20 protein-coding genes, 4 tRNA genes and 2 pseudogenes are annotated in these 22299 nt (G+C 67.8%); 21 read left to right on the top strand and 5 right to left on the bottom strand.

Features of this window, described 5'->3' with window-relative positions; all coding sequences use genetic code 11:
• Window positions 1–3 precede the first annotated feature (3 nt).
• Together ACPYIS_RS02905 and ACPYIS_RS02900 are read left to right on the top strand one after the other, a co-directional pair.
• Window positions 4–1128, top strand: a complete 1125-nt coding sequence (locus tag ACPYIS_RS02905) for a YbdK family carboxylate-amine ligase (protein WP_299019041.1) — start codon at window positions 4–6, stop codon at window positions 1126–1128.
• 60 nt (window positions 1129–1188) lie between these two features.
• A complete protein-coding gene (locus ACPYIS_RS02900) occupies window positions 1189–2343 on the top strand; it encodes an aminotransferase class V-fold PLP-dependent enzyme (protein WP_424858552.1) in 1155 nt (384 codons plus the stop codon).
• Between the two features lie 8 nt (window positions 2344–2351).
• Here the strand turns inward: ACPYIS_RS02900 and ACPYIS_RS02895 are convergent, their stop codons facing one another.
• Window positions 2352–3206: an ABC transporter permease gene (locus ACPYIS_RS02895; protein ID WP_299019037.1), complete on the bottom strand. Its 855-nt coding sequence runs from the start codon at window positions 3204–3206 to the stop codon at window positions 2352–2354.
• A gap of 10 nt (window positions 3207–3216) precedes the next feature.
• Complete coding sequence (locus ACPYIS_RS02890; protein ID WP_299019035.1) at window positions 3217–4152, bottom strand: ATP-binding cassette domain-containing protein; 936 nt, start codon at window positions 4150–4152, stop codon at window positions 3217–3219.
• A gap of 76 nt (window positions 4153–4228) precedes the next feature.
• Between ACPYIS_RS02890 and asd the strand changes: the two genes are divergently transcribed.
• Window positions 4229–5092 (top strand): archaetidylserine decarboxylase, encoded by an 864-nt coding sequence (asd, locus tag ACPYIS_RS02885; protein WP_424858553.1) that lies wholly within the window; start codon window positions 4229–4231, stop codon window positions 5090–5092.
• Between the two features lie 19 nt (window positions 5093–5111).
• On the opposite strand, the gene ACPYIS_RS02880 is transcribed toward asd, so the two are convergent.
• Both ACPYIS_RS02880 and gorA read right to left on the bottom strand, forming a co-directional pair.
• Window positions 5112–6674 carry an AMP nucleosidase gene (locus ACPYIS_RS02880; RefSeq protein WP_299019031.1) on the bottom strand — a complete coding sequence of 521 codons (1563 nt, stop codon included), beginning with the start codon at window positions 6672–6674 and terminating at the stop codon, window positions 5112–5114.
• A 32-nt stretch (window positions 6675–6706) separates the two neighbouring features.
• On the bottom strand, window positions 6707–8113 hold the full coding sequence (gene gorA / locus ACPYIS_RS02875; protein ID WP_424895115.1) for a glutathione-disulfide reductase: 1407 nt from the start codon (window positions 8111–8113) through the stop codon (window positions 6707–6709).
• Between the two features lie 101 nt (window positions 8114–8214).
• On the opposite strand from gorA, the gene ACPYIS_RS02870 reads away from it, so the two are divergent.
• Window positions 8215–8754, top strand: coding sequence for a hypothetical protein (locus tag ACPYIS_RS02870; protein WP_424895116.1), 540 nt, complete (start codon window positions 8215–8217; stop codon window positions 8752–8754).
• 6 nt (window positions 8755–8760) lie between these two features.
• On the opposite strand, the gene uvrA is transcribed toward ACPYIS_RS02870, so the two are convergent.
• On the bottom strand, window positions 8761–11742 hold the full coding sequence (gene uvrA / locus ACPYIS_RS02865; RefSeq protein WP_424858556.1) for an excinuclease ABC subunit UvrA: 2982 nt from the start codon (window positions 11740–11742) through the stop codon (window positions 8761–8763).
• 366 nt (window positions 11743–12108) lie between these two features.
• Here uvrA and ACPYIS_RS02860 point away from each other — a divergent pair.
• From ACPYIS_RS02860 to rplL, 17 genes and pseudogenes are all read left to right on the top strand, one after another.
• Window positions 12109–12688, top strand: a pseudogene (locus tag ACPYIS_RS02860) (anthranilate synthase component I); the annotation flags it as partial.
• A gap of 98 nt (window positions 12689–12786) precedes the next feature.
• Window positions 12787–13629, top strand: a pseudogene (locus ACPYIS_RS02855) (anthranilate synthase component I family protein); the annotation flags it as partial.
• Window positions 13626–14201: an anthranilate synthase component II gene (locus tag ACPYIS_RS02850; protein WP_314226559.1), complete on the top strand. Its 576-nt coding sequence runs from the start codon at window positions 13626–13628 to the stop codon at window positions 14199–14201. The pseudogene ACPYIS_RS02855 and the gene ACPYIS_RS02850, both read left to right, overlap by 4 nt.
• A 67-nt stretch (window positions 14202–14268) precedes the next feature.
• On the top strand, window positions 14269–15324 hold the full coding sequence (trpD, locus tag ACPYIS_RS02845; protein WP_299019019.1) for an anthranilate phosphoribosyltransferase: 1056 nt from the start codon (window positions 14269–14271) through the stop codon (window positions 15322–15324).
• Entirely contained in the window at window positions 15321–16124 is an 804-nt protein-coding gene (trpC, locus tag ACPYIS_RS02840; protein ID WP_314226561.1) for an indole-3-glycerol phosphate synthase TrpC, read from the top strand. Before trpD ends, trpC begins: the two co-directional genes overlap by 4 nt.
• Window positions 16121–16684: a hypothetical protein gene (locus tag ACPYIS_RS02835; RefSeq protein ID WP_299019015.1), complete on the top strand. Its 564-nt coding sequence runs from the start codon at window positions 16121–16123 to the stop codon at window positions 16682–16684. Before trpC ends, ACPYIS_RS02835 begins: the two co-directional genes overlap by 4 nt.
• A gap of 15 nt (window positions 16685–16699) precedes the next feature.
• Window positions 16700–16785, top strand: a tRNA-Tyr gene (locus tag ACPYIS_RS02830).
• 79 nt (window positions 16786–16864) lie between these two features.
• Window positions 16865–16938: transfer RNA gene (locus ACPYIS_RS02825), tRNA-Gly, on the top strand.
• Window positions 16939–16999: 61 nt separating this feature from the next.
• Window positions 17000–17074, top strand: a tRNA-Thr gene (locus ACPYIS_RS02820).
• A 70-nt stretch (window positions 17075–17144) separates the two neighbouring features.
• Window positions 17145–18335: an elongation factor Tu gene (tuf, locus tag ACPYIS_RS02815; protein ID WP_424858557.1), complete on the top strand. Its 1191-nt coding sequence runs from the start codon at window positions 17145–17147 to the stop codon at window positions 18333–18335.
• 42 nt (window positions 18336–18377) lie between these two features.
• Window positions 18378–18453 (top strand) — tRNA-Trp (locus ACPYIS_RS02810).
• A gap of 126 nt (window positions 18454–18579) precedes the next feature.
• On the top strand, window positions 18580–18960 hold the full coding sequence (secE, locus tag ACPYIS_RS02805) for a preprotein translocase subunit SecE (RefSeq protein WP_424858558.1): 381 nt from the start codon (window positions 18580–18582) through the stop codon (window positions 18958–18960).
• Between the two features lie 2 nt (window positions 18961–18962).
• A complete protein-coding gene (nusG, locus tag ACPYIS_RS02800; protein WP_314226263.1) occupies window positions 18963–19541 on the top strand; it encodes a transcription termination/antitermination protein NusG in 579 nt (192 codons plus the stop codon).
• Window positions 19542–19772: 231 nt separating this feature from the next.
• Window positions 19773–20204: a 50S ribosomal protein L11 gene (rplK, locus tag ACPYIS_RS02795; RefSeq protein WP_132962721.1), complete on the top strand. Its 432-nt coding sequence runs from the start codon at window positions 19773–19775 to the stop codon at window positions 20202–20204.
• A 1-nt stretch (window position 20205) separates the two neighbouring features.
• Window positions 20206–20907: a 50S ribosomal protein L1 gene (gene rplA / locus ACPYIS_RS02790; RefSeq protein ID WP_424858559.1), complete on the top strand. Its 702-nt coding sequence runs from the start codon at window positions 20206–20208 to the stop codon at window positions 20905–20907.
• A gap of 316 nt (window positions 20908–21223) precedes the next feature.
• A complete protein-coding gene (gene rplJ / locus ACPYIS_RS02785) occupies window positions 21224–21724 on the top strand; it encodes a 50S ribosomal protein L10 (protein ID WP_314226261.1) in 501 nt (166 codons plus the stop codon).
• A 40-nt stretch (window positions 21725–21764) separates the two neighbouring features.
• Complete coding sequence (gene rplL, locus ACPYIS_RS02780; RefSeq protein ID WP_314226260.1) at window positions 21765–22139, top strand: 50S ribosomal protein L7/L12; 375 nt, start codon at window positions 21765–21767, stop codon at window positions 22137–22139.
• The last annotated feature ends 160 nt before the right edge of the window (window positions 22140–22299 follow it).

The raw sequence follows: 22299 nt of genomic DNA, 5'->3' as shown, positions 1-22299 counted from the left end.
GCCATGCCGCTGGAGCCGTTCAAGACCTCCGCTGCGCTCTCCATGGGCGTCGAGCTCGAACTGCAAATCGTCAACACCTACGACCAGGACCTCTCCAGCAGCGCCGACGACTTGCTGGCGCTGCTGCAGCGTGCGCCGTTTCCGGGCACCGTCACGCCCGAGATGACGCAAAGCATGATCGAGATCGCCACTGGCGTGCATACCCGCCACGGCAAGCTGCTGGCGCAGCTGCGCGCGATCCGCGACACGCTGGTGGCAGCGGCCGACCGGCTCAATGTCGAGCTCGCGGGTGGCGGCACCCACCCGTTTCAGCGCTGGTTCGAGCAGCGCATCTTCGACAAGCCGCGCTTTCAGCAGCTGTCGGGCCTGTACGGCTATTTGGCCAAGCAGTTCACCGTGTTCGGGCAGCACGTGCACATCGGTTGTCGCTCGGCGGACGAGGCGTTGTTTCTGCTGCATGCGCTCAACCGTTACGTGCCGCACTTCATCGCGCTGTCGGCGTCGTCGCCGTTTTTTCAGGGGGTCGATACGCTGTTCGACTCGGCGCGGTTGAACTCGGTGTTTGCGTTTCCCCTCAGTGGCCGTGCACCCTTCGTGCTGAGTTGGGAGGCATTCGAGCAAGGCTATTTCCGCAAGATGGAAGCCACGGGCGTGGTGCGGTCGATGAAAGATTTCTACTGGGACATTCGCCCCAAGCCCGAGTACGGCACGATCGAACTGCGCGTGTGCGACACACCACTGACCGTGGAGCGCGCGGCGGCGCTGGCTGGCTACCTGCAAGCGTTGTGTCGGCACTTGCTCGAGGGCGGCGACCCCGCGCCCGTGGAGGACGACTACCTCGTTTACACGTACAACCGTTTTCAGGCCTGCCGCTTCGGGCTCGAGGGCACGCTGGTGCACCCGCGCACGCGCGAGGCCCTGTCGTTACGCGAGGATATCTTGGCCACCGTACGTCGCCTGCGCCCGCACGCCCAGGTGCTGCAGAGTGACGAGGCACTCGACGAGATCGAGCGCGTCGCGGGCATGGCTGGCAATCACGCCAGTTTTTTGCGCGCGCAGTACGCCCGCAGCGGCAGCATCCAAGGCGTGGTGCGTGCCGCCGTCGACGCCTGGCGCCGACCGTGCTAAGCTGGCGCGGTCTGCCGCGGCGCGTCACCCGCGCCGTGGGTCACCACAGGAGAGTCGTCCATGCCAGGTTTGCTGCCCCACGTCGACCCCGATGGGTTGCTCGAATTTTCGGTGGTATACACCGACCGCGCGCTCAACCACATGTCCCGGCGCTTCCAGCGTGTCATGACCGATATTTCGGGCATCCTCAAGGAGGTCTACGGCGCGCATTCGGTGGCGCTCGTGCCGGGAAGCGGCACGTTTGGCATGGAGGCGGTCGCGCGCCAATGGGCCACCGACCGCCGCGTACTGGTGCTGCGCAACGGCTGGTTCAGCTACCGCTGGACGCAAATCTTCGACATGGGGCGCATCCCGGCCGAGGCGCACGTGCTCAAAGCCCGGCGCGTGAGCGACGAACCGCAGGCACCCTGGGCACCCGCGCCGCTGGATGAGGTGGTGGCGACCATCCACGCGCAGCGCCCCGCGGTGGTGTTCGCCCCGCACGTGGAAACGGCCGCCGGCATGATGTTGCCGGACGACTATTTGCATGCCGTCGCCGAGGCGGTGCACGCGGTGGGCGGCCTGTTTGTGCTGGACTGCATCGCCTCCGGGGCGATGTGGGTGGATATGCGCGACAGCGGCGTGGACGTGCTGATTTCGGCACCGCAGAAAGGCTGGAGCGGCTCGCCCGCGTGCGCCATGGTGATGCTGTCGGCGCGTGCGCGCCACGCGATCGACGGTACGACCAGCACCAGCTTCGCCTGCGACCTGAAGAAGTGGTTGCAGGTGATGGAAACCTACGAACAGGGTGGGCACGTCTACCACACGACCGTGCCCACCGATGCGCTGGTGCGGCTGCGCGACGTGATGCAAGAGACGCGCGAAGCGGGCTTTGCCGCCATGAAAGCGGCGCAGGCCGAGCTGGGCCGCCGCGTGCGTGCCGAGTTGGCCGCGCGCGGTTTGCGCAGCGTGGCTGCGGCCGGATTCGAGGCACCGGGCGTGGTGGTCAGCTACACCGACGATCCCGATATCGCTAATGGCAAAAAATTTGCGGCCGTGGGCTTACAAACCGCCGCTGGCGTGCCCCTGATGTGCGACGAGCCGGCGGACTTTCGTACCTTCCGCATCGGCCTGTTCGGGCTGGAGAAGCTGCGGCACATCGAGGGCACTGTGGGGCATTTGACGCAGGCGCTGGATGCGCTGGGGCTATCGGTACGCGAGCCCAGCTTGGTCTGAACCCAGCCCTAGCCGAAAAACCGCCGCCGCGTCAGCGCCAGCGCCATCCAAAACGCCACTCCTCCATAGGCCAGCAGCACCGCCAGGTGCAGCAACGGTTGCTCGGGCCAACGGTCCAGGAACATCGGCCGCACCAACGCCACCGCATGGGTCAGGGGTAAGGCGTCGCTGATCGTCTGCACCCAGCCCGGCAGTTGCTCGCGCGGAAAGAACACGCCCGACAAAAACATCATCGGCGTGAGAAACAGCGTGAAGTAGTAGGTGAAAAAATCGTAGCCCTTGGCCAGCGCATTGAAGATCAGCGCCAGGCTGGCAAACACCGTGCCCGTGAGCCCCAGCACGGCCCACGCCAGCGCGAGCTTGGGCGTGTGGCTGATGCCCAGCGCCAGCATCACCGCCAAAATGGCGCTGACGGTAAAGAGCGCTTTGAACGCGGCCCACAGCATCTCGGCCAGCACGATGTCGTCCAGCGTGACCGGCGCGTAGAGGATGCCGTCCCAGGTTTTTTGCACGTGCATGCGCGAAAACGCGGAATACAACGCCTCGAACGTGGCGGCGTTCATCGCGCTCATGCAAATGCTGCCACTGGCTAGAAAGACCAGATAGGGCACCGCCTGGACCTCTCCACCGGGCAGCCGCAGATTGACGCTGCCCACCAGCGCCCCCATGCCGTAGCCGAATGCAACCAGCCAGATGAGCGGCTCGGCGATGTTGCCCACCAGGCTGGGGATGGCGAGTTTTCGCCACACCAGCAAATTGCGTAGCCAGACGGCCGCGAAGCGGCGTGTGGGACGAGGGGGATGCCAGACCGTGCGGGCTGGCGCGACGCGGGGTGGCTCTGGGAGGGTCGTGGGCGTTGCCATGGCGTCGATCCTACCCCTCCGCCCGAATCTGGCGCCCGGTCAGTTTCAGAAACAAGTCTTCCAGATTGGCCGGGCGGTGCAGCAGACGTAAACGCGGCTGCGCGCCCAGCGCTGCCAGCAGCGGGCGCGCGTCGTGCGTGTACAGAAACGCCGTCTCGCCGCTGACCTCGACGCGGGCAGCCAGCGCCCGCGCCTCGGGGGGGAGTCCTTGTCGTGCGTCGGCGTGGCCCTGCTCGCCGTAGATTTCCACCACCTCCGGCTCCAGGTGTTGGGCAATGAGCTCGCGGGGGCGGCCTTCGGCAATCTTGCGGCCGTGGTCGACGATGACCAGCCGGTGGCATAGCCGCTCGGCCTCGTCCATGAAGTGCGTGGTCAGCAAAATGCTCTTACCCTGCTGCAGCAGGCGCTGCAGCCGCTCCCACATCAGGTGGCGCGCCTGGGGGTCGAGCCCCGTGGTCGGCTCGTCGAGCAGCAGCAGCGCCGGGTCGTTCACCAACGCGCGCGCCAGGCTCAGGCGTCGGCGCATGCCCCCCGACAGTTCACCCGGGCGCGCGTCGGCCTTGTGCGCCAGCGCGGCAAAGTCCAGCAACTCGGCGATCCGTGGGCGCAGTTCGCGCGCCGTCAGCCCAAAATAGCGCCCGTAGACGAGCAGGTTCTCGGCGCACGTGAAGTCCGGGTCCAGCGTGTCGAACTGCGCCACCACGCCCAGCCGGGCCTTGACGGCCTGCGCGTGCGCGGGCATGTCCAGCCCCAGGATGCGCACGCACCCGGCATCGGGCACCACCAGCCCCAGCGCCATGCGCAGTGTGGTCGTCTTGCCCGCCCCGTTGGGGCCGAGCAGTCCCAGGCACTCGCCCGGCGCGATGGCAAACGACAGGTCCTGCACCACGGGCCGCCCGGCATAGTGCTTGACCAAGCCGTCGATTTCGAACAACGGGGATGTCATGAGCCGCATTGTGCATGGTGCTCTGGCTGTTCGCGGGTCGCCCGCGCCACGGGCTTGGTGCTACGATCGGCGCCCCATGCAGGTTTCGGAACGCGCAGCGGTGGCGCTGCAATACCTTTTGCCCAAGCAGGTGCTGACGGCGCTGGCGGGCGCGTTGGCGCGCCGGCCGCTCGGGCCGGTGACGCAAGTGGCCATCCGGCGCTTCATCCGGCGCTATGCGGTGGACATGGCCGAAGCGGCCCAGCCCGATCCGGCCGCCTACGCCACGTTCAACGACTTTTTCACGCGCGCGCTGCGCGCCGATGCGCGCCCGTTGGCCGCGGCCGATCTGGTGTGTCCGGTGGATGGCGCGATCAGTCAGTGCGGCGCCATCCAGCGGGACCGCATGCTGCAGGCCAAAGGCCACGACTACACCGTCGGCGCGCTGCTGGGCGGCGACACCGCGCTGGCCGCCGCGTTCACCGACGGGACGTTTGCCACGCTGTACCTGAGCCCGCGCGACTACCACCGCATCCACATGCCGTGTACGGGGCGGCTGCGCCAGATGGTGCATGTGCCGGGGGATTTGTTTTCGGTGAATCCGACGACGGCGCGCGGGGTGCCGGGGCTGTTCGCGCGCAACGAGCGCGTGATCTGTGTGTTCGAAGGCGAGCGCGATGGCCAGCGCTTTCCGTTCGTGCTGGTGCTGGTGGGGGCCACCATCGTGGGCAGCATGGCCACCATTTGGCACGGGGTGGTCAACCCGCCGCGGCCCGGCATCGTGCGCCGCTGGGACTACGGCGACCGCGACATTACCCTGGCGCGGGGGGTGGAGATGGGCCGCTTTTTGTTGGGCTCGACGGTGATCGTGCTGCTACCGCCAGGCGTGGCGGCCCTGAACCCTGACTGGGTACCGGGCCGCCCGGTGCGCATGGGCGAGCCGATGGGCCGCTGGGCCTGACGGCGCCCAGCGCCGCGGGTCACTGAAACGCGACTTCGGCAAAACTGCGCAGCTTGCGGCTGTGCAGTTGATCGACGCCCGCCGCGCGCAGCCGCTCGATGGCGCGCAGCCCGATGCGCAGGTGTTGGTCGACGCGCTCGCGGTAGAACCGGTCGGCCATGCCGGGCAGTTTGATGGCGCCGTGCAGCGGTTTGTCGCTCACGCACAGCAGTGTGCCGTAGGGCACGCGGAAGCGAAAACCGTTGGCGGCGATGGTGGCGGACTCCATGTCCAGCGCCACCGCGCGCGATTGCGAAAAGCGCCGCTGGGGCAGGTTGTCGGGCAGCAGCTCCCAGTTGCGGTTGTCGGTGCTGGCCACCGTCCCGGTGCGCAGCACGCCCTTGAGCGCGGCGCCCTCCAGTCCGGTCACGTCGGCCACGGCCGCTTCCAGCGCTTGCTGGATTTCGGCCAACGCGGGGATGGGTACCCACAGCGGCAGCTCTTCGTCGAGCACGTGGTCCTCTCGCACATAGGCGTGCGCCAGCACGTAGTCGCCGAGTTGCTGGCTGGTGCGCAGCCCGGCACAGTGGCCCAGCATCAGCCACGCATGGGGGCGCAGCACGGCAATGTGGTCGGTGGCCGTCTTGGCGTTGCTGGGCCCCACCCCGATGTTGACCAGCGTGATGCCGCTGCGATCCGCGCGCACCAGGTGGTAGGCCGGCATTTGCGGCAGGCGCGGTGGGGGGCTGCCGGTGGGGCCGGTCAGCGCGCAGCGCTCGGCCGCCGTCAGCCCGGCGCGCCAGGAGACCACGTTGCCCGGCTCGACGAAGGCGACGTACTCGCTGTCGGGGCGGGTCATCTCCTGCTGGGCCAGCCGGACGAACTCGTCGACGTAGAAGCCATAGTTGGTAAAGAGCACGAAGTTTTGAAACCACGCGGGCGAGGTGCCGCTGTAGTGGCGCAGCCGCTGCAGCGAGTAGTCGATGCGCGCACCGGTGAACAGCGCCAGCGGCTGCGGCGCGCTCGGCGGGGGCGTGTGGGTGCCGTTGGCAATACCGTCGTCCATCGCGGACAGGTCGGGCAGGTCGAACACGTCGGCCAAGCGGGCGCGGTGCAGGGTGTCGAGCTCTCCTTCGAAATGCGCGTCCTCGCCCAGCGCGAAGTGCACCGGGATGGGCTCGTTGCTGAGGCCGATGTCGAGCGGTTCGCCGTGGTTGTCCAACAGCAGGCGAAACTGCTCGCGCCAATAGTCGGCGAACAGATCGGGCCGGGTGAGGGTGGTTTCGTAGCGCCCCGGGCCAGCGACGAAGCCATAGCTCAGTCGTCCCGCCACCCGGGCCTGCGGCAGGCGGGTGGCACGCTGCGTGCGCAGGCGCACGAAGGGGTAGGTCGCGCGCACGCGCGCCAGCCCCATGTCAGGATCGAGCGGCGTGCGCACATACGCGTGCAGCTCGGCCTGCAAGAAGCCGACGGCGGCGTCGTAGAGCTGCCGCACATGGGCCACGGCAGCATCGGCATCGGTGAAGGACTGCGGTGCGACGAAGGGGGGCGTGCGCAAGGGCGGCACACCGTCGGTGGGATGGGGTTCTGAACGATGGTTCATGGTGAAGGCGATAGAGGGCTGCACGGGCCTGGTTAGCCGGTAGTCACCGGCTCGCGCATCGTGACGAATTCTTCGGCCAGGGTGGGGTGGATGCCCAGTGTGGCGTCGAACTGCGCCTTGGTTGCGCCGCAGCGCAGGGCGACGGCAAAGCCTTGCACGATCTCGCCCGCGTCTGGGCCTACCATGTGCAGGCCGAGCACCCGGTCGCTCGCGTCATCGACCACCAGTTTGACCAGCGCGCGCTCGTCGTGGCCGCTGAGCGTGTGGCGCAGCGGCTTAAAGGCGCTGCGGTAGATGCGCAAGCGCCGGCCTTCGGCGCGGGCTTGCGCCTCGGTCAGGCCCACCGTGCCGACGCTGGGCAAGGTGAAGACGGCGGTGGGGATGAGGTCGTAGCGCGCCTTACGCGCCGACTGGCCGGGGGCGGGCCCGAACAGGTGGTCCACCACGGCCATGGCTTCGGCCAGCGCGACCGGGGTCAGTGCCGCACGCGCCACCACGTCGCCCACTGCGTATACGCTGGGGACGTTGGTGCAGAAGTGGTCGTCGACCACGATGGCGCCTTGCGCGCCCTGCGCCACACCCAGCGCCTCCAGGCCCAGGCCGTGCACGTTGGGCACGCGCCCGGTGGCGTAGAGGATGGCGTCGGCCACCACGTGGCCGCCGTCGTCGAGCACGGCGTGCAGGCCGTCGGCGGCGCGCCGCACGGCGACCACACTGGTGGCGAGGCGCAGGTCCAGCCCCTTTTTGCGCATCTCATCGGCCAAGAAGTGCCGCACCTCGTCGTCGAAGCCGCGCAGGATTTGCTCGCCGCGGTACAACTGCGTGACGCGCGCGCCCAGCCCCAAAAAGATGGAGGCGAATTCGCACGCGATGTAGCCCCCACCCACGACCAGCAAGCGCTGCGGGAAGGGCTCCAGGTCGAACACCTGGTCCGAGGTGATGACGTGCTCGCGGCCCTGAAAGTGCGGCACGTGCGGTGTGCCGCCGGTGGCGATCAGGATGCGCTCGGCACGCCAGCGCTGCGTGCCGGTGCTGCCATCGGGGCGCGGGGTGTGCAGCTCCACGGTATGCGGATCGGCCAATCGGGCCCAGCCGTGCAGCACGGTCACGCCGCTGCCTTGCAGCAGCCGTTCGTACACGCCATTGAGGCGCGCGATCTCGGCGGCGCGGCGGCGTTTGAGCGTCGCCCAGTCCAGGCGCGGCGGGTCAACGTGCCAGCCATAGCCGCGTGCCTCGTCGAATCCATGCGCGTAGTGAGCCGCGTAGTGGTAGAGTTTCTTGGGGATGCACCCCAGCGTCACGCAGGTGCCGCCGAGGCCGTCCAGGCCGCGCGCTTCGGCCAGGGCGACGCGGGCGCCGCGCTGGGCGGCCAGGCGCGCGGCGCGCACGCCGCCGCTGCCGCCACCGATGACGAAGAGGTCGAAGTCGAAACCGCTCATGGGGGTGGGATGTGAGATGGGCTGTTACGGTTGGTTGCAGGCGTTGCCAAACGGTTGCCGTCGGCCTGGCCCGAGCGGTCTATGATGCCAGCAAAGGGCCAATGGCGATGGACATCCTGGCGGATCATGGGCATCTACGACGCGTGGGGCTGGCGCTGGCGGTCTCATGGGCCTGCGCGGCCGCCCCTGGGGCCTGGGCGGCCAAGCCCGAGTGGGCCGGCCACGGCAAACCCGCGCATGCCACCCACCCGGCAGCGCCCACGCACGACGCACCACGCGGCGCGGTGGCTGCCACCAGCGGCAACGACGCGCTGTCGATCGCGATCGGCGGCTACTTTGGTGACCGCCAACGCGAGGCGGTGCGCCTGGTGTTCGGGTCCCAGATCGCCCAAGGGCACTGCCCGCCGGGGCTGGCGAAGAAAAACAACGGCTGCCGCCCGCCGGGGTTGGCCAAGGCGTGGACGCTCGGCAAGCCGCTGCCGCCCGGCGTCGTGACCTACCCCTTGCCAAAGGAGCTGCAGCGCCGCCTTGGCGATCCTCCCCCGGGATACCGTTTCGTCCGGGTCGCGGCCGACATCCTGCTGATCGCGATCGGCACGGCGATCGTGGTCGATGCGATCGAGGATCTGGCGGGGCTGTGAGGGGGGTCACCCTCGCGCCAGCACCCGAGCCAAGTAGCGGCCCGTGTGGCTGTCGGGGTGTGCCGCCACGGCTTCCGGCGTGCCGCAGGTCACGACCGTCCCACCGCCCGCGCCACCTTCGGGCCCCATGTCGATGATCCAGTCGGCCGTCTTGATGACGTCGAGGTTGTGCTCGATGACGACAATGGTGTTGCCCGCGTCGCGCAGCCGATGCAGCACCTGCAGCAGCAGCTCGATGTCGGCGAAGTGCAGACCGGTCGTGGGCTCGTCCAGGATATAGAGCGTGCGGCCGGTGTCGCGCTTGGACAGCTCTTGCGCCAGCTTGACGCGCTGCGCTTCCCCACCCGACAGCGTGGTGGCGCTCTGGCCCAGGCGCAGGTAACCCAGCCCGACGTCGAGCAGGGTCTGTAGCTTGCGCTGCAGGGTCGGCACGGCCGCAAAGAAGGCGTGCGCCTGCTCGACCGTGAGGTCGAGGATCTCGGCGATGTGGCGCCCCTTGTAGCGCACTTCGAGCGTCTCGCGGTTGTAGCGGCGGCCGCCACAGACGTCGCAGGGCACGTACACGTCGGGCAGGAAGTGCATTTCCACCTTCACCACGCCGTCGCCCTGGCAGGCTTCGCAGCGGCCGCCCGCCACATTGAAGCTAAAGCGCCCCGGCCCCCAGCCGCGCTCGCGGGCGGCTGGGGTCTCGGCGAGCAGCTCACGGATGGTGGTGAACAGCCCCGTGTAGGTAGCCGGGTTGGAGCGCGGGGTGCGCCCGATCGGGCTTTGGTCCACCGCGATCACCTTGTCGAAGTGCTCCAGCCCTTCGATCGCTTCGAAGGGCTCGGGCTCATCGTGGCTGCGGTAGAGGTGGCGTGCCACGGCGCGCAGCAGCGTGTCGTTGACCAGCGTGGATTTGCCCGAGCCGCTCACCCCCGTGACGCAGATGAAGCGCCCGACCGGAAACGCCACCGTGACGTTGCGCAGGTTGTGCCCGCGCGCTCCCACCAGCCGCAGCGCCGCGCCCGTGGGCGGCGGGGTGTCGAGCGCTGGCCGATCAGCGCTGGCACGAGTGGCCTGCGTGGGCCAGCCGCCGCGCCGCGCAGGGGACGGCGCGGCGGCCGGTGCCGAGGGGTTGGGCACCCAGGCCAAGCGTCGCTCGGGCACCGGAATACGACGCCGCCCGGACAGGTACTGGCCCGTGACCGATGACGGCTCGGCCGCCACCGCCGTCCAGTGGCCTTGCGCGAGCACCTGGCCGCCGTGCACGCCCGCGCCGGGGCCCAGGTCGATCAGGTGGTCGGCGGCGCGCATGATGTCTTCGTCATGTTCGACCACGATGACCGTATTGCCCAGATCGCGCAGGCGCAGCAGCGTGGCGATCAGGCGGTCGTTGTCGCGCTGGTGCAGGCCGATGCTGGGCTCATCGAGCACATACATCACGCCGCTGAGGCCCGAGCCGATCTGGCTGGCCAGTCGGATGCGCTGCGCCTCGCCGCCGGAGAGCGTGTCTGCGCTGCGCGCCAGGGTCAGGTACGGCAGCCCCACGTCGTTGAGGAAGCGCAGCCGCGCCTGGATTTCGCGCACCACTTTGCTGGCGATCTCGGCGCGCGCCCCGTGCAGCCGCAGACCGTCGAAGTACGCCAGCGCCTCGGCCAGCGTCATCTGGGTGATGGCGTGGATGTGGCGCCGCTGCTCGCCCTCGCCCAGATAGACCTGCAGCGCCTCGGGGCGCAACCGGGTCCCGCCGCATGCGGGGCAGGCATGGGTGCTGCGGTATCGGCCCAGTTCCTCGCGCACGGCGACCGAGTCGGTGTCGCGCCAGCGGCGCTCGAAGTTGGGCAGGATGCCCTCGAAGGGGTGGCGCTGGGTTACGCGCCGCCCGCCGTCGGCGGTGTAGTGAAAGGCGATCGTCTCGTTGCCGCTGCCGTGCAGCAGCACGTGCCGCACCGACTCGGGCAGCGCGTTCCATGGCGTTTCGGGGTCGAAGCCGTAGTGGGCCGCCAGGCTTTCGATGAGGGCGAAAGCGTGTGCGTTGCGCCGGTCCCAGCCTTTGATGGCGCCGCTGGCCAGGCTGAGCTCGGGGAAGGCCACCACGCGCGTGGCGTCGAACAGCTCGACGTGTCCCAGCCCGTCGCAGCGCGGGCAGGCGCCCTGTGGGGCGTTGAAGGAAAACAGCCGCGGCTCGGGCGGCGCTTGCGTGTGGTCGCACACCGGGCACGCGGGGCGCGCCGACCACGCGTGTAGCGTTTGCGTCTCCAGTTCGAGTGCGCGCGCCTTGCCGCCACCCACGCGCAGCGCGGCCTCGAGGCTGTCGGCGAGGCGTTGGCGTGCGTCGGGCCGCACCTTCAAGCGGTCGACCACCACTTCCAGCGCCGCGCCGGGGCGCAGGCGTTGGTGCGCTTCGTCGCCCTCGACCACGTCGCCATCGATGCGAAAACGCACGAATCCCTGCGCCTGCAGGCCGCGCAACGCGGCCGCCGCCCCGTCTGCATCGGGTGCCACCACCGGGGCCAGCAGCATCAGCCGCGCCTCGGGCGGCAGTGCCAGCAGCGCATCGACCATCTGACTTACGGTCTGGGCTTGCAGGGGCAGATCGTGGTGCGGGCAATAGGGCACCCCAGCGCGTGCGAACAGCAGGCGCAGGTAGTCGTGGATCTCGGTGACCGTGCCGACCGTCGAGCGTGGGTTGTGGCTGGTGGCCTTCTGTTCGATGGCGATGGCGGGGCTCAGTCCCTCGATCAGGTCCACGTCGGGCTTGTCCATACGCTCCAGAAACTGCCGCGCGTAGGCCGACAGGCTCTCGACGTAGCGGCGTTGCCCCTCGGCGTACAGCGTGTCGAAGGCCAGGCTCGACTTGCCCGAGCCCGACAGGCCGGTGATCACGACCAGCGCATCCTTCGGGATGTCCAGGTCCAGGTTGCGCAGGTTGTGCGTGCGTGCGCCGCGCACGCGGATGTAGCGCTCGGGCGGGGCTGGCGGGGGCGAGACGGGCAGCGGGGTCATGCGTTGGAGTGATCAAGGCCAAAGCCGGGCAACCCACCATCATAGGGCCGTCCCGGCTGTCGGCGCATGGCCAGGCCTGGCACGCCTTTGCTACACTGTGCGCATGTTCGCTGCGCGCAGCCTGTTCGACGCTCGCCGGGCGGCCGCCCTCAAGACCGGCCGCCGGGAGGCTTGGCCTTGGCGTCAGCCAACGACGCGCGTCTGATTCCCTCGAGCCCCTCTCGTGCGGCCGGGCTCCTGCCCCCTGGCAGTGGGATGTTCGAGCCGCCTCGCCGGTTGTCCCGACCGGCCCCGTAGGATCTTCACCGGCCGCGCCGACCGCCCGCAGTGGATCGCCGGCCGCCCCCCGCCCGGAGCCCGATTGCCGTGATCACCGAACAGGAATTCCGCCGCTTGGCCGACCTCGGCCACCACCGCATCCCGCTCGTCGCCGAGGCGCTGGCCGACCTCGACACGCCCCTGTCGCTCTACCTCAAGCTCGCCCATGCCAGCGACGGCGGGCGCAACAGCTTTTTGCTCGAATCGGTCGTCGGTGGCGAGCGCTTCGGCCGCTACAGCATCATCGGTCTGCCCGCGCGCACCTGGCTGCGCAGCAGCGGTTTTGGTGATGCCGCCCGCACCGAGGTGGTGCGCGACGGCGCCGTCATCGAGACAATTGGCGGCAACCCGCTCGACGCCATCGCGGCGTATCAGCGGCGCTTTCGCGTCGCGCCCCTGTCGGGATTGCCGCGGTTTTGCGGCGGCCTGGCGGGCTATTTCGGCTACGACACGGTGCGCCACATCGAGCCCAAGCTGGTCGGCACCTGCCCGCCCGACCCGCTGGGGTTGCCCGACATCGTGCTGCTGCAAACCGAGGAGCTGGCCGTCATCGACAACCTATCCGGCCGTCTGTATCTGATCGTCTATGCAGACCCGGCTGAGCCCGACGCCTACGCGCACGCCCAGCAGCGGCTGCAGGTGTTGGCCGAGCGCCTGCGCGCGCCGGTCGGCGTGCCGACGCTCGAGCCCGCCGCTCCCGTGGCCGCGACGCACGAGCGCACCCAGGCCGATTTCATGGCCGCGGTGGAGCAGGCCAAGGCGCTGATCCAGCAGGGCGATTTCATGCAGATCGTGATCGGCCAGCGCATGCACAAGCCGTTTGCCCATCCGCCGCTGAGCCTGTACCGCGCGCTGCGCTCCCTCAACCCCAGCCCCTACATGTACTACTACAACCTGGCGGGGGCGGACGCGCGCGGCAGTGATTTGCACGTCATCGGCGCCTCGCCCGAAATCCTGGTGCGGCAAGAGCGCACGCCGCAGGGCGTCAAGGTCACCATCCGCCCGCTGGCGGGCACCCGCCCGCGCGGCGCCACGCCCGAGCTGGACAAGGCCGCCGAGCAGGAGTTGCTCGCCGACCCGAAGGAGCGTGCCGAGCATGTCATGCTCATCGACCTGGCGCGCAACGACATCGGGCGCATCGCCGAGATCGGCAGCGTGCGCGTCACCGAGGCATTCGCCGTCGAGCGCTACAGCCATGTGATGCACATCGTCAGCAACGTCGAAGGCGTGCTGCGCCCGGGCCTCGACAACATGGACGTGCTGCGCGCGACCTTCCCTGCTGGCACGCTGACCGGTGCACCCAAGGTACACGCCATGGAGCTGATCGACCGGCTCGAGCCGACCAAGCGCGGCATCTATGGTGGCGCAGTGGGCTACTTGAGCTATGCAGGCGACATGGACCTGGCGATCGCGATTCGCACCGGTGTCGTGCACGACGGCACGCTGTACGTGCAGGCCGCGGCTGGCGTGGTCGCCGACTCGGTGCCCGCGCTCGAGTGGCAGGAGACCGAACACAAGGCGCGCGCGTTGTTGCGCGCGGCCGAACTCGTCGAGGAGGGGCGGGTATGAGCCTTCGGTTATTGATGATCGACAACTACGACTCGTTCACCTACAACTTGGTGCAGTACTTCGGCGAGCTCGGGGCCGAGGTGGAGGTGTTTCGCAACGACGAGATCACGCTAGAGGGCATCGCCGCGCGCGCGCCCGATCGGCTGGTGATTTCGCCGGGGCCGTGCTCGCCGGCGGAAGCCGGCATCTCGGTGGCGGCGATTCGCCACTTCGCCGGGCGCGTACCCATCCTGGGCGTGTGTCTGGGGCACCAAAGCATTGGTGCGGCGTTCGGCGGCACCATCGTGCGCGCGCGCGAGCTCATGCACGGCAAGACGAGTGTCATTACCACCACGCAAAGCGGGCTCTTTGCCGGGTTGCCGCGCCAGTTCACCGTCAACCGTTACCACTCGCTGGCCATCGACCGCGCCACGCTGCCCGCGGTATTGACCATCACCGCTTGGTGCGACGACGGCGAGATCATGGGCGTGCAGCACCGCGAGCTGCCGGTGCACGGGGTACAGTTCCACCCCGAAAGCGTGCTGTCCGAACACGGCCACGCGCTGTTGCGAAATTTTCTGCTGGCCCCCTGAATCCGGCGGCCGCGCTGGGCCGTCCACCTAGCGTGCGCCTCGATTCCCGTCCCCTCGGAGGTCTTTCATGTCCCATCGCCACCACATCACGCCCCAGGAAGCGCTGCAGCGCGTCATCGAGCACCGCGAGATTTTTCACGATGAGATGCTGCACCTGATGCGGCTGATCATGGCCGGCGAGGTCTCGCCGCTCATGATTGCGGCCATCCTCACCGGCTTGCGTGTCAAGAAGGAGACGATCGGCGAGATCACCGCCGCAGCGCAGGTGATGCGCGAATTCGCCACCCCGGTGCACGTGCCGGACACGACGCACCTGGTCGATATCGTGGGCACGGGTGGGGACGGCGCGCACACCTTCAACATCTCGACCTGTGCCATGTTCGTGGCCGCCGCCGCGGGTGCGCGGGTCAGCAAGCATGGCGGGCGCAGCGTCAGCAGCAAATCCGGCAGCGCCGACGTGCTCGAGAGCCTGGGCGTCAACATCCAGCTGCCGCCTGCGGCGATCGCACGCTGCATCGAGGAGGTGGGCATCGGCTTCATGTTCGCGCCCAACCACCACCCGGCCATGAAAAACGTGGCCCCGGTGCGGCGCGAGATGGGGGTCAAAACGCTGTTCAACATCCTCGGGCCATTGACCAATCCGGCGGGTGCGCCCCATATCCTGATGGGCGTGTTCCACCCGGATCTGGTGGGCATCCAGGTGCGCGTGTTGCAGCGCCTGGGGGCGCGGCATGCGCTGGTCGTGCATGGCCGCGACGGCATGGACGAGGTCAGCCTCGGTGCCGCCACCTTGGTCGGCGAGCTCAAGGACGGCGAGATCGTCGAGTACGACATCCACCCCGAGGATTTTGGCCTGGCGATGGCCAGCCACCGGGCATTCCAGGTCGCCACGCCCGAGGAGTCGCGCGCGCGGCTGCTGGCGGTGCTCGACGGCGAGTCGGGGCCGGCCGCCGACATCGTCGTCTTCAATGCCGGGGTTGCGCTCTACGCTGCCGACGTGGTGGATTCCATCGCCGCTGGCATCGAGCGTGCCCGCGCGGCGCTCACCAGTGGCGCGGCCAAAGCCAAGCTCGAGCAACTCGTCACCACGGCGCACCGCCTGGGCGCGGAGGCTGCCGCATGAGCGACATCCTGCAGCGCATCTGCGCCACCAAGCGCGAGGAGGTCGCCACCGCCCGTGCCGCCGAACCGCTGCCCACGCTGCGCGGGCGCGCCGAAGCCGCACGGCGCGACGATCCGCCGCGTGATTTCGTCGGCGCGCTGCGCGCCAAGGTCGCCGCGGGCCGCGCCGCCGTCATCGCCGAGGTCAAGAAAGCCAGCCCCTCCAAGGGCGTGCTGCGCGCCGACTTCGACCCCGCCGCGATCGCGGCCAGCTACGCCCGCTTCGGTGCCGCCTGCCTGTCGGTGCTGACCGACCAGCCCTATTTCCAGGGCCACCCGGCCTACCTGCGCCAGGCGCGCGAGGCGGCGGCGCTGCCCGCGCTGCGCAAGGACTTTATCGTCGACGCCTACCAGGTCTGGCAGGCGCGTGCGTGGGGTGCCGACGCCATTTTGCTCATCGCGGCGTGTCTGGACGATGCGCAGATGGCCGACTTCGAGGCCATCGCGCACGAACTGGGCATGGCGGTGCTGGTGGAAGTGCACGACGCCGCCGAGCTCGACCGCGCGCTGCGCTTGCGCACCCCGCTCATCGGTGTCAACAACCGCGACCTGCGCACCTTCGAGGTCTCGCTGGAGACGACGCTGAACCTGCTGCCGCGCGTGTCCGCCGATCGCCTGCTGGTCACCGAAAGCGGCATCGTGCAGCGCGACGACGTGCGGCGGTTGCGCGATGCGGGCGTGCACGCCTTCTTGGTGGGCGAGGCGTTCATGCGTGCGCCCGACCCCGGCTTGGCGCTGGCCCAACTGTTCGATCCGGCATGAGCGCGCCGCTGCCGCTGGCGTCTGGGGCGACGCCGCACCACCAGCCGTGTCCGGGGGCGCGCACCGGTTTCGTCTTCATCTGTCCAGGCCGGTTCGAAGCCCAGCGCGGCTACCCCTGCGCGGCGGGCACGGGCGCCAACCTGGCGCGTGCGCTCGTCGCACTGCAGCGGCTCGACCCGCATCGGTTCGCGTCGGCGCAGCGCGTGGACTACGTGGTGACCAACGCCTGGCCACGGGTCGAATATCCCGACTTGACGGGGCGCTCGGTGCCGACCGTGGCCGAGGTGCTGCAGCCCGACAACCTGGAGCGCCTGGCCCGCGAGCTGGCCGGCTTGCAATGGGTGGTGGCGTGCGGTGTGCAGGCGCACGAAGCGGTGCGCGCGCTGCGCGCCGACGGCCGGCTGCGCGCGGCGGTGGCCTGCGAGCGCCACTTGAGCCAGCGCAGCATCAACGGCATCCGCGGCGCGGCCGATACGGCTGGCCGCATCGCCCTGTGGGCGGCGTCGGTCGTTCAACAATTTTCAGCCCAGGCCGAAAACGGCCAACAAAACGTGGCATAATCTGGGGCTCTCGCCGGAGGGGTGCCCGAGTGGCTAAAGGGGGCAGACTGTAAATCTGTTGGCTTACGCCTACGTTGGTTCGAATCCAACCCCCTCCACCAGCGATGCCGGTTGTGTTGGCCAGAGTGAAGGCGGTGGCGGCCCGTGTCCGAATCTTGCGGGTTGGCTTGGAAATGGTCCGCGGGAGTAGTTCAATGGTAGAACCTCAGCCTTCCAAGCTGATGACGCGGGTTCGATTCCCGTCTCCCGCTCCAGCGACGCGCCGGTGACTGGGTTTCGCGAAGGTTTTTTGTGGTCGTCGCGAGGCGGTCGCAAGCCCATGTGGCTCAGTGGTAGAGCACTCCCTTGGTAAGGGAGAGGTCGGCAGTTCGATCCTGCCCATGGGCACCAGCACAAATGTCTTCGCCCCACGCAGGGGCGTGTGAGTGAGTTCGGCAAACATCCATTCGGAGCGGTAACGATGGCAAAAGAGAAATTCGAGCGGACCAAGCCGCACGTCAACGTGGGCACGATTGGTCACGTGGACCACGGCAAGACGACGCTGACGGCGGCGATCACGACGGTGCTGGCGTCCAAGTTCGGCGGCCAAGCCAAGAAGTACGACGAAATCGACGCGGCGCCCGAAGAAAAGGCGCGCGGCATCACCATCAACACCGCGCACGTCGAATACGAAACCGCCAACCGCCACTACGCGCACGTCGACTGCCCCGGCCACGCTGACTACGTCAAGAACATGATCACGGGTGCCGCCCAGATGGACGGCGCCATCCTGGTCGTGTCGGCCGCCGACGGCCCCATGCCGCAAACCCGCGAGCACATCCTGCTGGCGCGCCAGGTTGGAGTGCCCTACATCATCGTCTTCCTCAACAAGTGCGACATGGTCGACGACGCCGAGCTGCTCGAGCTCGTCGAGATGGAAGTGCGCGAGCTGCTCTCCAAGTACGAGTTCCCCGGCGACGACATCCCCATCGTCAAGGGCTCGGCGAAGCTGGCGCTCGAAGGCGACAAAGGCGAGCTGGGCGAGCAAGCCATCCTGAAACTCGCCGAGGCGCTGGACACCTACATCCCCACGCCCGAGCGCGCGGTGGACCAGCCGTTCCTGATGCCCATCGAAGACGTGTTCTCGATCTCCGGTCGCGGCACCGTGGTGACCGGGCGTGTCGAGCGCGGCATCATCAAAGTCGGTGACGAAATCGAGATCGTGGGTCTGCGCCCGACGACCAAGACCACCTGCACCGGCGTGGAGATGTTCCGCAAGCTGCTCGACCAGGGCCAGGCGGGCGACAACGTTGGCATTCTGCTGCGCGGCACCAAGCGCGAAGAAGTCGAGCGCGGCCAAGTGCTGGCCAAGCCCGGCTCCATCACGCCGCACACCCACTTCGTGGGCGAAGTCTACGTGCTGTCCAAGGAAGAAGGCGGCCGCCACACGCCGTTTTTCAACAACTACCGGCCGCAGTTCTACTTCCGCACCACCGATGTGACGGGTGCCATCGAGCTGCCCAAGGACAAAGAGATGGTGATGCCGGGCGACAACGTGACCATCACGGTCAAGCTGATCGCCCCGATCGCGATGGAAGAGGGCCTGCGCTTTGCGATCCGCGAAGGCGGCCGCACCGTCGGCGCCGGCGTGGTGTCCAAGATCATCGAGTGATAGCATAGGCGTGGCTGGCCGCGATCCGTGGCCAGTCGCTGAAGGGGCATAGCTCAATTGGCAGAGCGTCGGTCTCCAAAACCGAAGGTTGGGGGTTCGATTCCCTCTGCCCCTGCCACCCGGTGATGCGCGCCACGTCACTGGTTGCATCGTCCAAGCCCGCCCGTGTCCCCGGACCGCAGCGGGCTTGTGTTTCTGGTGCGCGGCGTCTGGCGCGTGGTTTCAGTCAATGAAGGTGTGGGCGATGGCCTCTACGGAAATCGAAACCGTCAGCAGCAGCGCGGACAAGGCCAAACTGGCCGCCGTCGCGCTGTGTGTGCTGCTCGGATTCGTGGGTTTTTATTGGCTCAAGGCCCAAGGGGCTTGGGTGCAGTGGGCCGTGCTGCTGGTGGCGATCGGTGTCGCGCTGGGCATCGGCGCTACCGCCACGCCGGGGCAGCGGCTCATCGCCTTCGGGCGTGATGCCATCAAGGAAGTCAAAAAGGTCGTCTGGCCGACCCGCAAGGAGGCCACGCAGATGACCGCCTACGTCTTTGCGTTCGTCGTGGTCATGGCGTTGTTTCTGTGGCTGACGGACAAGCTGCTGGAGTGGGTGCTCTACGGCCTCATCCTGGGTTGGAGGTGAATATGAGCGAAGCGAACGCAACGCCCCCGATGAGCGCGACGCCCGCCGAAGGCATGCGCTGGTATGTCGTGCATGCGTATTCCGGGATGGAAAAGGCGGCCGAGCGCAATATCCTCGAGCGCGTGCAGCGCGCGGGCATGCAACACAAGTTCGGTCGCATCCTGGTGCCGACCGAAGAGGTCGTCGAGATCAAAAACGGTGTCAAGCGCACCACCGAGCGCAAGTTTTTCCCCGGCTACGTGCTGGTGGAAATGGTGATGGACGACGACACTTGGCACTTGGTCAAGAACACCAGCAAGGTGACGGGTTTCGTCGGCGGCGCGCGCAACCGACCCTCGCCGATTTCCGAAGAGGAAGTGCAAAAGATCATTGGCCAGATGCAGGAGGGGGCGGACCGTCCTCGCCACAAGGTCGAGTTCCAGGTGGGCGAGCTGGTGCGCGTCAAGGAAGGACCCTTCGCCGACTTCAACGGCTCCGTCGAAGAAGTCAACTACGAGAAGAACAAGCTGCGCGTGTCGGTCACGATCTTTGGTCGCGCGACCCCGGTCGAGCTCGACTTCAATCAGGTGGAGAAGACCTGAAGCGCGTCGGCGCTTGCCGCAGCGCCTAGCGCATTTCCGAAAACGCGCTATAATGCCAAGTTCTTCAGCCTGCGCAGCCGTGCGCGGGCTTCGTGCTGTCGGGGTCGGCTCGGCGACGGTGCGGCGGCTGCCCAGTGCGGCCGAAAGAGATATCCGGGTCTTGGTGCGAGGAGGTGACGAGCGTCCCTTGGGGCGCGCGATGCCGACAGCACTCGCAGGAGCATATCACTCATGGCCAAGAAAATCGTCGGCTTCATCAAGCTGCAGGTGCCAGCGGGTAAAGCCAACCCCTCCCCCCCGATCGGTCCGGCGCTGGGTCAGCGCGGCCTCAACATCATGGAGTTCTGCAAGGCGTTCAACGCCCAGACCCAGGGCATGGAGCCCGGTCTGCCGCTGCCGGTGGTCATCACCGCCTACGCGGACAAGAGCTTCACCTTCATCATCAAGACGCCGCCGGCGACCACGCTGATCAAGAAGGCGATCAAGTTGGACAAGGGCTCGTCCAAGCCGCATGCGCAGAAGGTCGGCAAGATCACGCGCGCGCAGCTCGAGGAAATCGCCAAGACCAAGATGAAGGACATGACTGCTGCCGATCTGGATGCCGCCGTGCGCACGATCGCTGGTTCGGCGCGTTCGATGGGTGTGATCGTGGAGGGGCTGTGAGATGGCGAAACTGACCAAAAAGCAAAAGGCCCTGCAAGGCAAGGTCGACTCGACCAAGCTGTATCCGCTGCCCGAGGCGCTGGCCATCGTCAAGGAATGCGCCACCGCCAAATTCGATGAATCGGTCGACGTCGCCGTGCAACTCGGCGTCGATCCCCGCAAGTCGGACCAAGTCGTGCGTGGCGCCGTGGTGCTGCCCAATGGTACCGGCAAGACCAAGCGGGTCGCGGTGTTTGCTCAGGGCGCCAAAGCGGAAGAGGCCAAGGCTGCCGGTGCCGACGTCGTCGGTTTCGACGACCTGGCGGCACAGGTCAAGGCCGGCAACATCGATTTCGACGTCGTGATCGCTGCCCCCGACGCGATGCGCGTCGTCGGCACGCTGGGTCAGATTCTGGGTCCGCGTGGCCTGATGCCCAACCCCAAGGTGGGCACCGTGACGCCGGACGTGGCCACCGCGGTGCGCAATGCCAAGGCGGGTCAGGTGCAGTTCCGCGTCGACAAGGCGGGCATCGTGCATACCACCATCGGCCGTCGGTCGTTCGACACCGAGAAGCTGCAGGGCAACCTGGCGGCGTTGATCGAAGCGCTCAACAAGGCCAAGCCGGCTGCGGCCAAGGGTCAGTACCTGCGCAAGATCGCCGTGTCGTCGACCATGGGCGTGGGCGTGCGGGTCGATCCGCAGACGGTGACGGCTGCGGGCTGAATGGAATCCGCGTCACGCGTGCAGTGGCTGCTGTGCGCATGGCGCGAGTGTGTGGTGGGTTCGCCGCGTCTGCCCAGGTGTGGCGAAGCCATCCGAGACCGCTGGTGTGGGCCATCGGCTCACTTAAGTGTCGACGATCGGGTCGACAGCCAGCGCAGATGGCGATCCCGCCGCGGGATGGAATCGGGTACCGGGTCGAGCCGGTGCGGTTTCCTGAAAACGGTTGATCGCTGCAACAGGTGCGTGGCTCCGGGGTCGGGGTCGCGTGATCGGGAAACCCCCTCCTCCCCGGGAGGGGTTCTCAAAGGAGTCAACCTTGAGTCTGAACCGCAGTGAGAAGCAGGCCGTCGTCGACCAAGTGTCGGCACTGGCCGCGAAGGCGCAGACGCTGGTGATGGCCGAGTACCGTGGCATCACGGTGGCCGACCTCACGAAGTTGCGTGTCGAGGCCCGCAAGGCCGGTGCGACCGTCAATGTGCTGAAAAACACGTTGGCGCGCCGTGCCCTGGCTGGCACGCCCTTCGAGGTCGCCGCCGACCAGATGACCGGTCCGCTCATCTACGGCTTTTCGGAAGACGCTGTCGCCGCCGCGAAAGTGGTGGTCGAGTTCGCCAAGACCAACGACAAGATGGTCCTGCGCGGTGGGGTCTACGCCGGCAAGCCGCTGGATGTCAACGGCGTGAAGTCGCTGGCGAGCATCCCCTCCAAGGAGGTCCTGCTGTCGCAGTTGCTGGGCCTCATGCAGTCGCCGGTGTCGCGCCTGGCGCGCGTGGTCGCGGCCCTGGCCGAGAAAAAGGGTGAGGCGCAGCCCGCCTAATTCGGTCGTTCCCAATCAACCCGTTTTTTAGGAAATCATCATGGCATTCGACAAAGACGCATTCCTGGCCGCTCTGGACACCATGACGGTGATGGAGCTCAACGATCTGGTCAAGGCGATCGAAGAGAAGTTTGGCGTGAGCGCCGCCGCCATGGCCGCCCCCGCTGCCGCTGCGGGCGCTGCCGCCCCGGCCGCCGAAGAAAAGACCGAGTTCGACCTGATCCTCAAGGAAGCCGGTTCGAACAAGGTGGGCGTGATCAAGGCCGTGCGCGAGATCACCGGCCTGGGTCTGAAGGAAGCCAAGGACCTGGTCGATGGCGCGCCCAAGACCGTCAAGGAAGCGATGCCCAAGGCCGACGCCGAGGCCGCCAAGAAGAAGCTGGAAGAAGCCGGCGCGAAGGCCGAACTCAAGTAATCGGCTCTTGATCCAAGGGCTGGAGTGCCTGTGCGGGCCTCCAGCCTTTGCCGCTTGCAGAGCACACGGCAAAACGGTCATATTGCCGACCGCTTTGCCGTGTCTTCTGACCCCGACTGCAGCAAGACCGCTTGGTTCGGGCCTGCGCGCCGCGCGCGGG

The organism is Tepidimonas sp. HKU78 (genome assembly GCF_049860815.1).
Classification (GTDB): Bacteria; Pseudomonadota; Gammaproteobacteria; order Burkholderiales; family Burkholderiaceae_C; genus Tepidimonas.
The sequence above is the reverse complement of the archived record's forward strand: the minus strand, read 5'-3'. Positions and strand labels throughout refer to the sequence as shown.

What these genes read in the sequence shown, in the direction of transcription:
- ACPYIS_RS02905 (WP_299019041.1), top strand. Translation starts at nt 4, where the DNA reads ATGCCGCTGGAGCCGTTCAAGACCTCCGCTGCGCTCTCCATGGGCGTC.
- ACPYIS_RS02900 (WP_424858552.1), top strand. Translation starts at nt 1,189, where the DNA reads ATGCCAGGTTTGCTGCCCCACGTCGACCCCGATGGGTTGCTCGAATTT.
- ACPYIS_RS02895 (WP_299019037.1), bottom strand. Translation starts at nt 3,206, where the DNA reads ATGGCAACGCCCACGACCCTCCCAGAGCCACCCCGCGTCGCGCCAGCC.
- ACPYIS_RS02890 (WP_299019035.1), bottom strand. Translation starts at nt 4,152, where the DNA reads ATGACATCCCCGTTGTTCGAAATCGACGGCTTGGTCAAGCACTATGCC.
- asd (WP_424858553.1), top strand. Translation starts at nt 4,229, where the DNA reads ATGCAGGTTTCGGAACGCGCAGCGGTGGCGCTGCAATACCTTTTGCCC.
- ACPYIS_RS02880 (WP_299019031.1), bottom strand. Translation starts at nt 6,674, where the DNA reads ATGAACCATCGTTCAGAACCCCATCCCACCGACGGTGTGCCGCCCTTG.
- gorA (WP_424895115.1), bottom strand. Translation starts at nt 8,113, where the DNA reads ATGAGCGGTTTCGACTTCGACCTCTTCGTCATCGGTGGCGGCAGCGGC.
- ACPYIS_RS02870 (WP_424895116.1), top strand. Translation starts at nt 8,215, where the DNA reads ATGGCGATGGACATCCTGGCGGATCATGGGCATCTACGACGCGTGGGG.
- uvrA (WP_424858556.1), bottom strand. Translation starts at nt 11,742, where the DNA reads ATGACCCCGCTGCCCGTCTCGCCCCCGCCAGCCCCGCCCGAGCGCTAC.
- ACPYIS_RS02850 (WP_314226559.1), top strand. Translation starts at nt 13,626, where the DNA reads ATGAGCCTTCGGTTATTGATGATCGACAACTACGACTCGTTCACCTAC.
- trpD (WP_299019019.1), top strand. Translation starts at nt 14,269, where the DNA reads ATGTCCCATCGCCACCACATCACGCCCCAGGAAGCGCTGCAGCGCGTC.
- trpC (WP_314226561.1), top strand. Translation starts at nt 15,321, where the DNA reads ATGAGCGACATCCTGCAGCGCATCTGCGCCACCAAGCGCGAGGAGGTC.
- ACPYIS_RS02835 (WP_299019015.1), top strand. Translation starts at nt 16,121, where the DNA reads ATGAGCGCGCCGCTGCCGCTGGCGTCTGGGGCGACGCCGCACCACCAG.
- tuf (WP_424858557.1), top strand. Translation starts at nt 17,145, where the DNA reads ATGGCAAAAGAGAAATTCGAGCGGACCAAGCCGCACGTCAACGTGGGC.
- secE (WP_424858558.1), top strand. Translation starts at nt 18,580, where the DNA reads ATGGCCTCTACGGAAATCGAAACCGTCAGCAGCAGCGCGGACAAGGCC.
- nusG (WP_314226263.1), top strand. Translation starts at nt 18,963, where the DNA reads ATGAGCGAAGCGAACGCAACGCCCCCGATGAGCGCGACGCCCGCCGAA.
- rplK (WP_132962721.1), top strand. Translation starts at nt 19,773, where the DNA reads ATGGCCAAGAAAATCGTCGGCTTCATCAAGCTGCAGGTGCCAGCGGGT.
- rplA (WP_424858559.1), top strand. Translation starts at nt 20,206, where the DNA reads ATGGCGAAACTGACCAAAAAGCAAAAGGCCCTGCAAGGCAAGGTCGAC.
- rplL (WP_314226260.1), top strand. Translation starts at nt 21,765, where the DNA reads ATGGCATTCGACAAAGACGCATTCCTGGCCGCTCTGGACACCATGACG.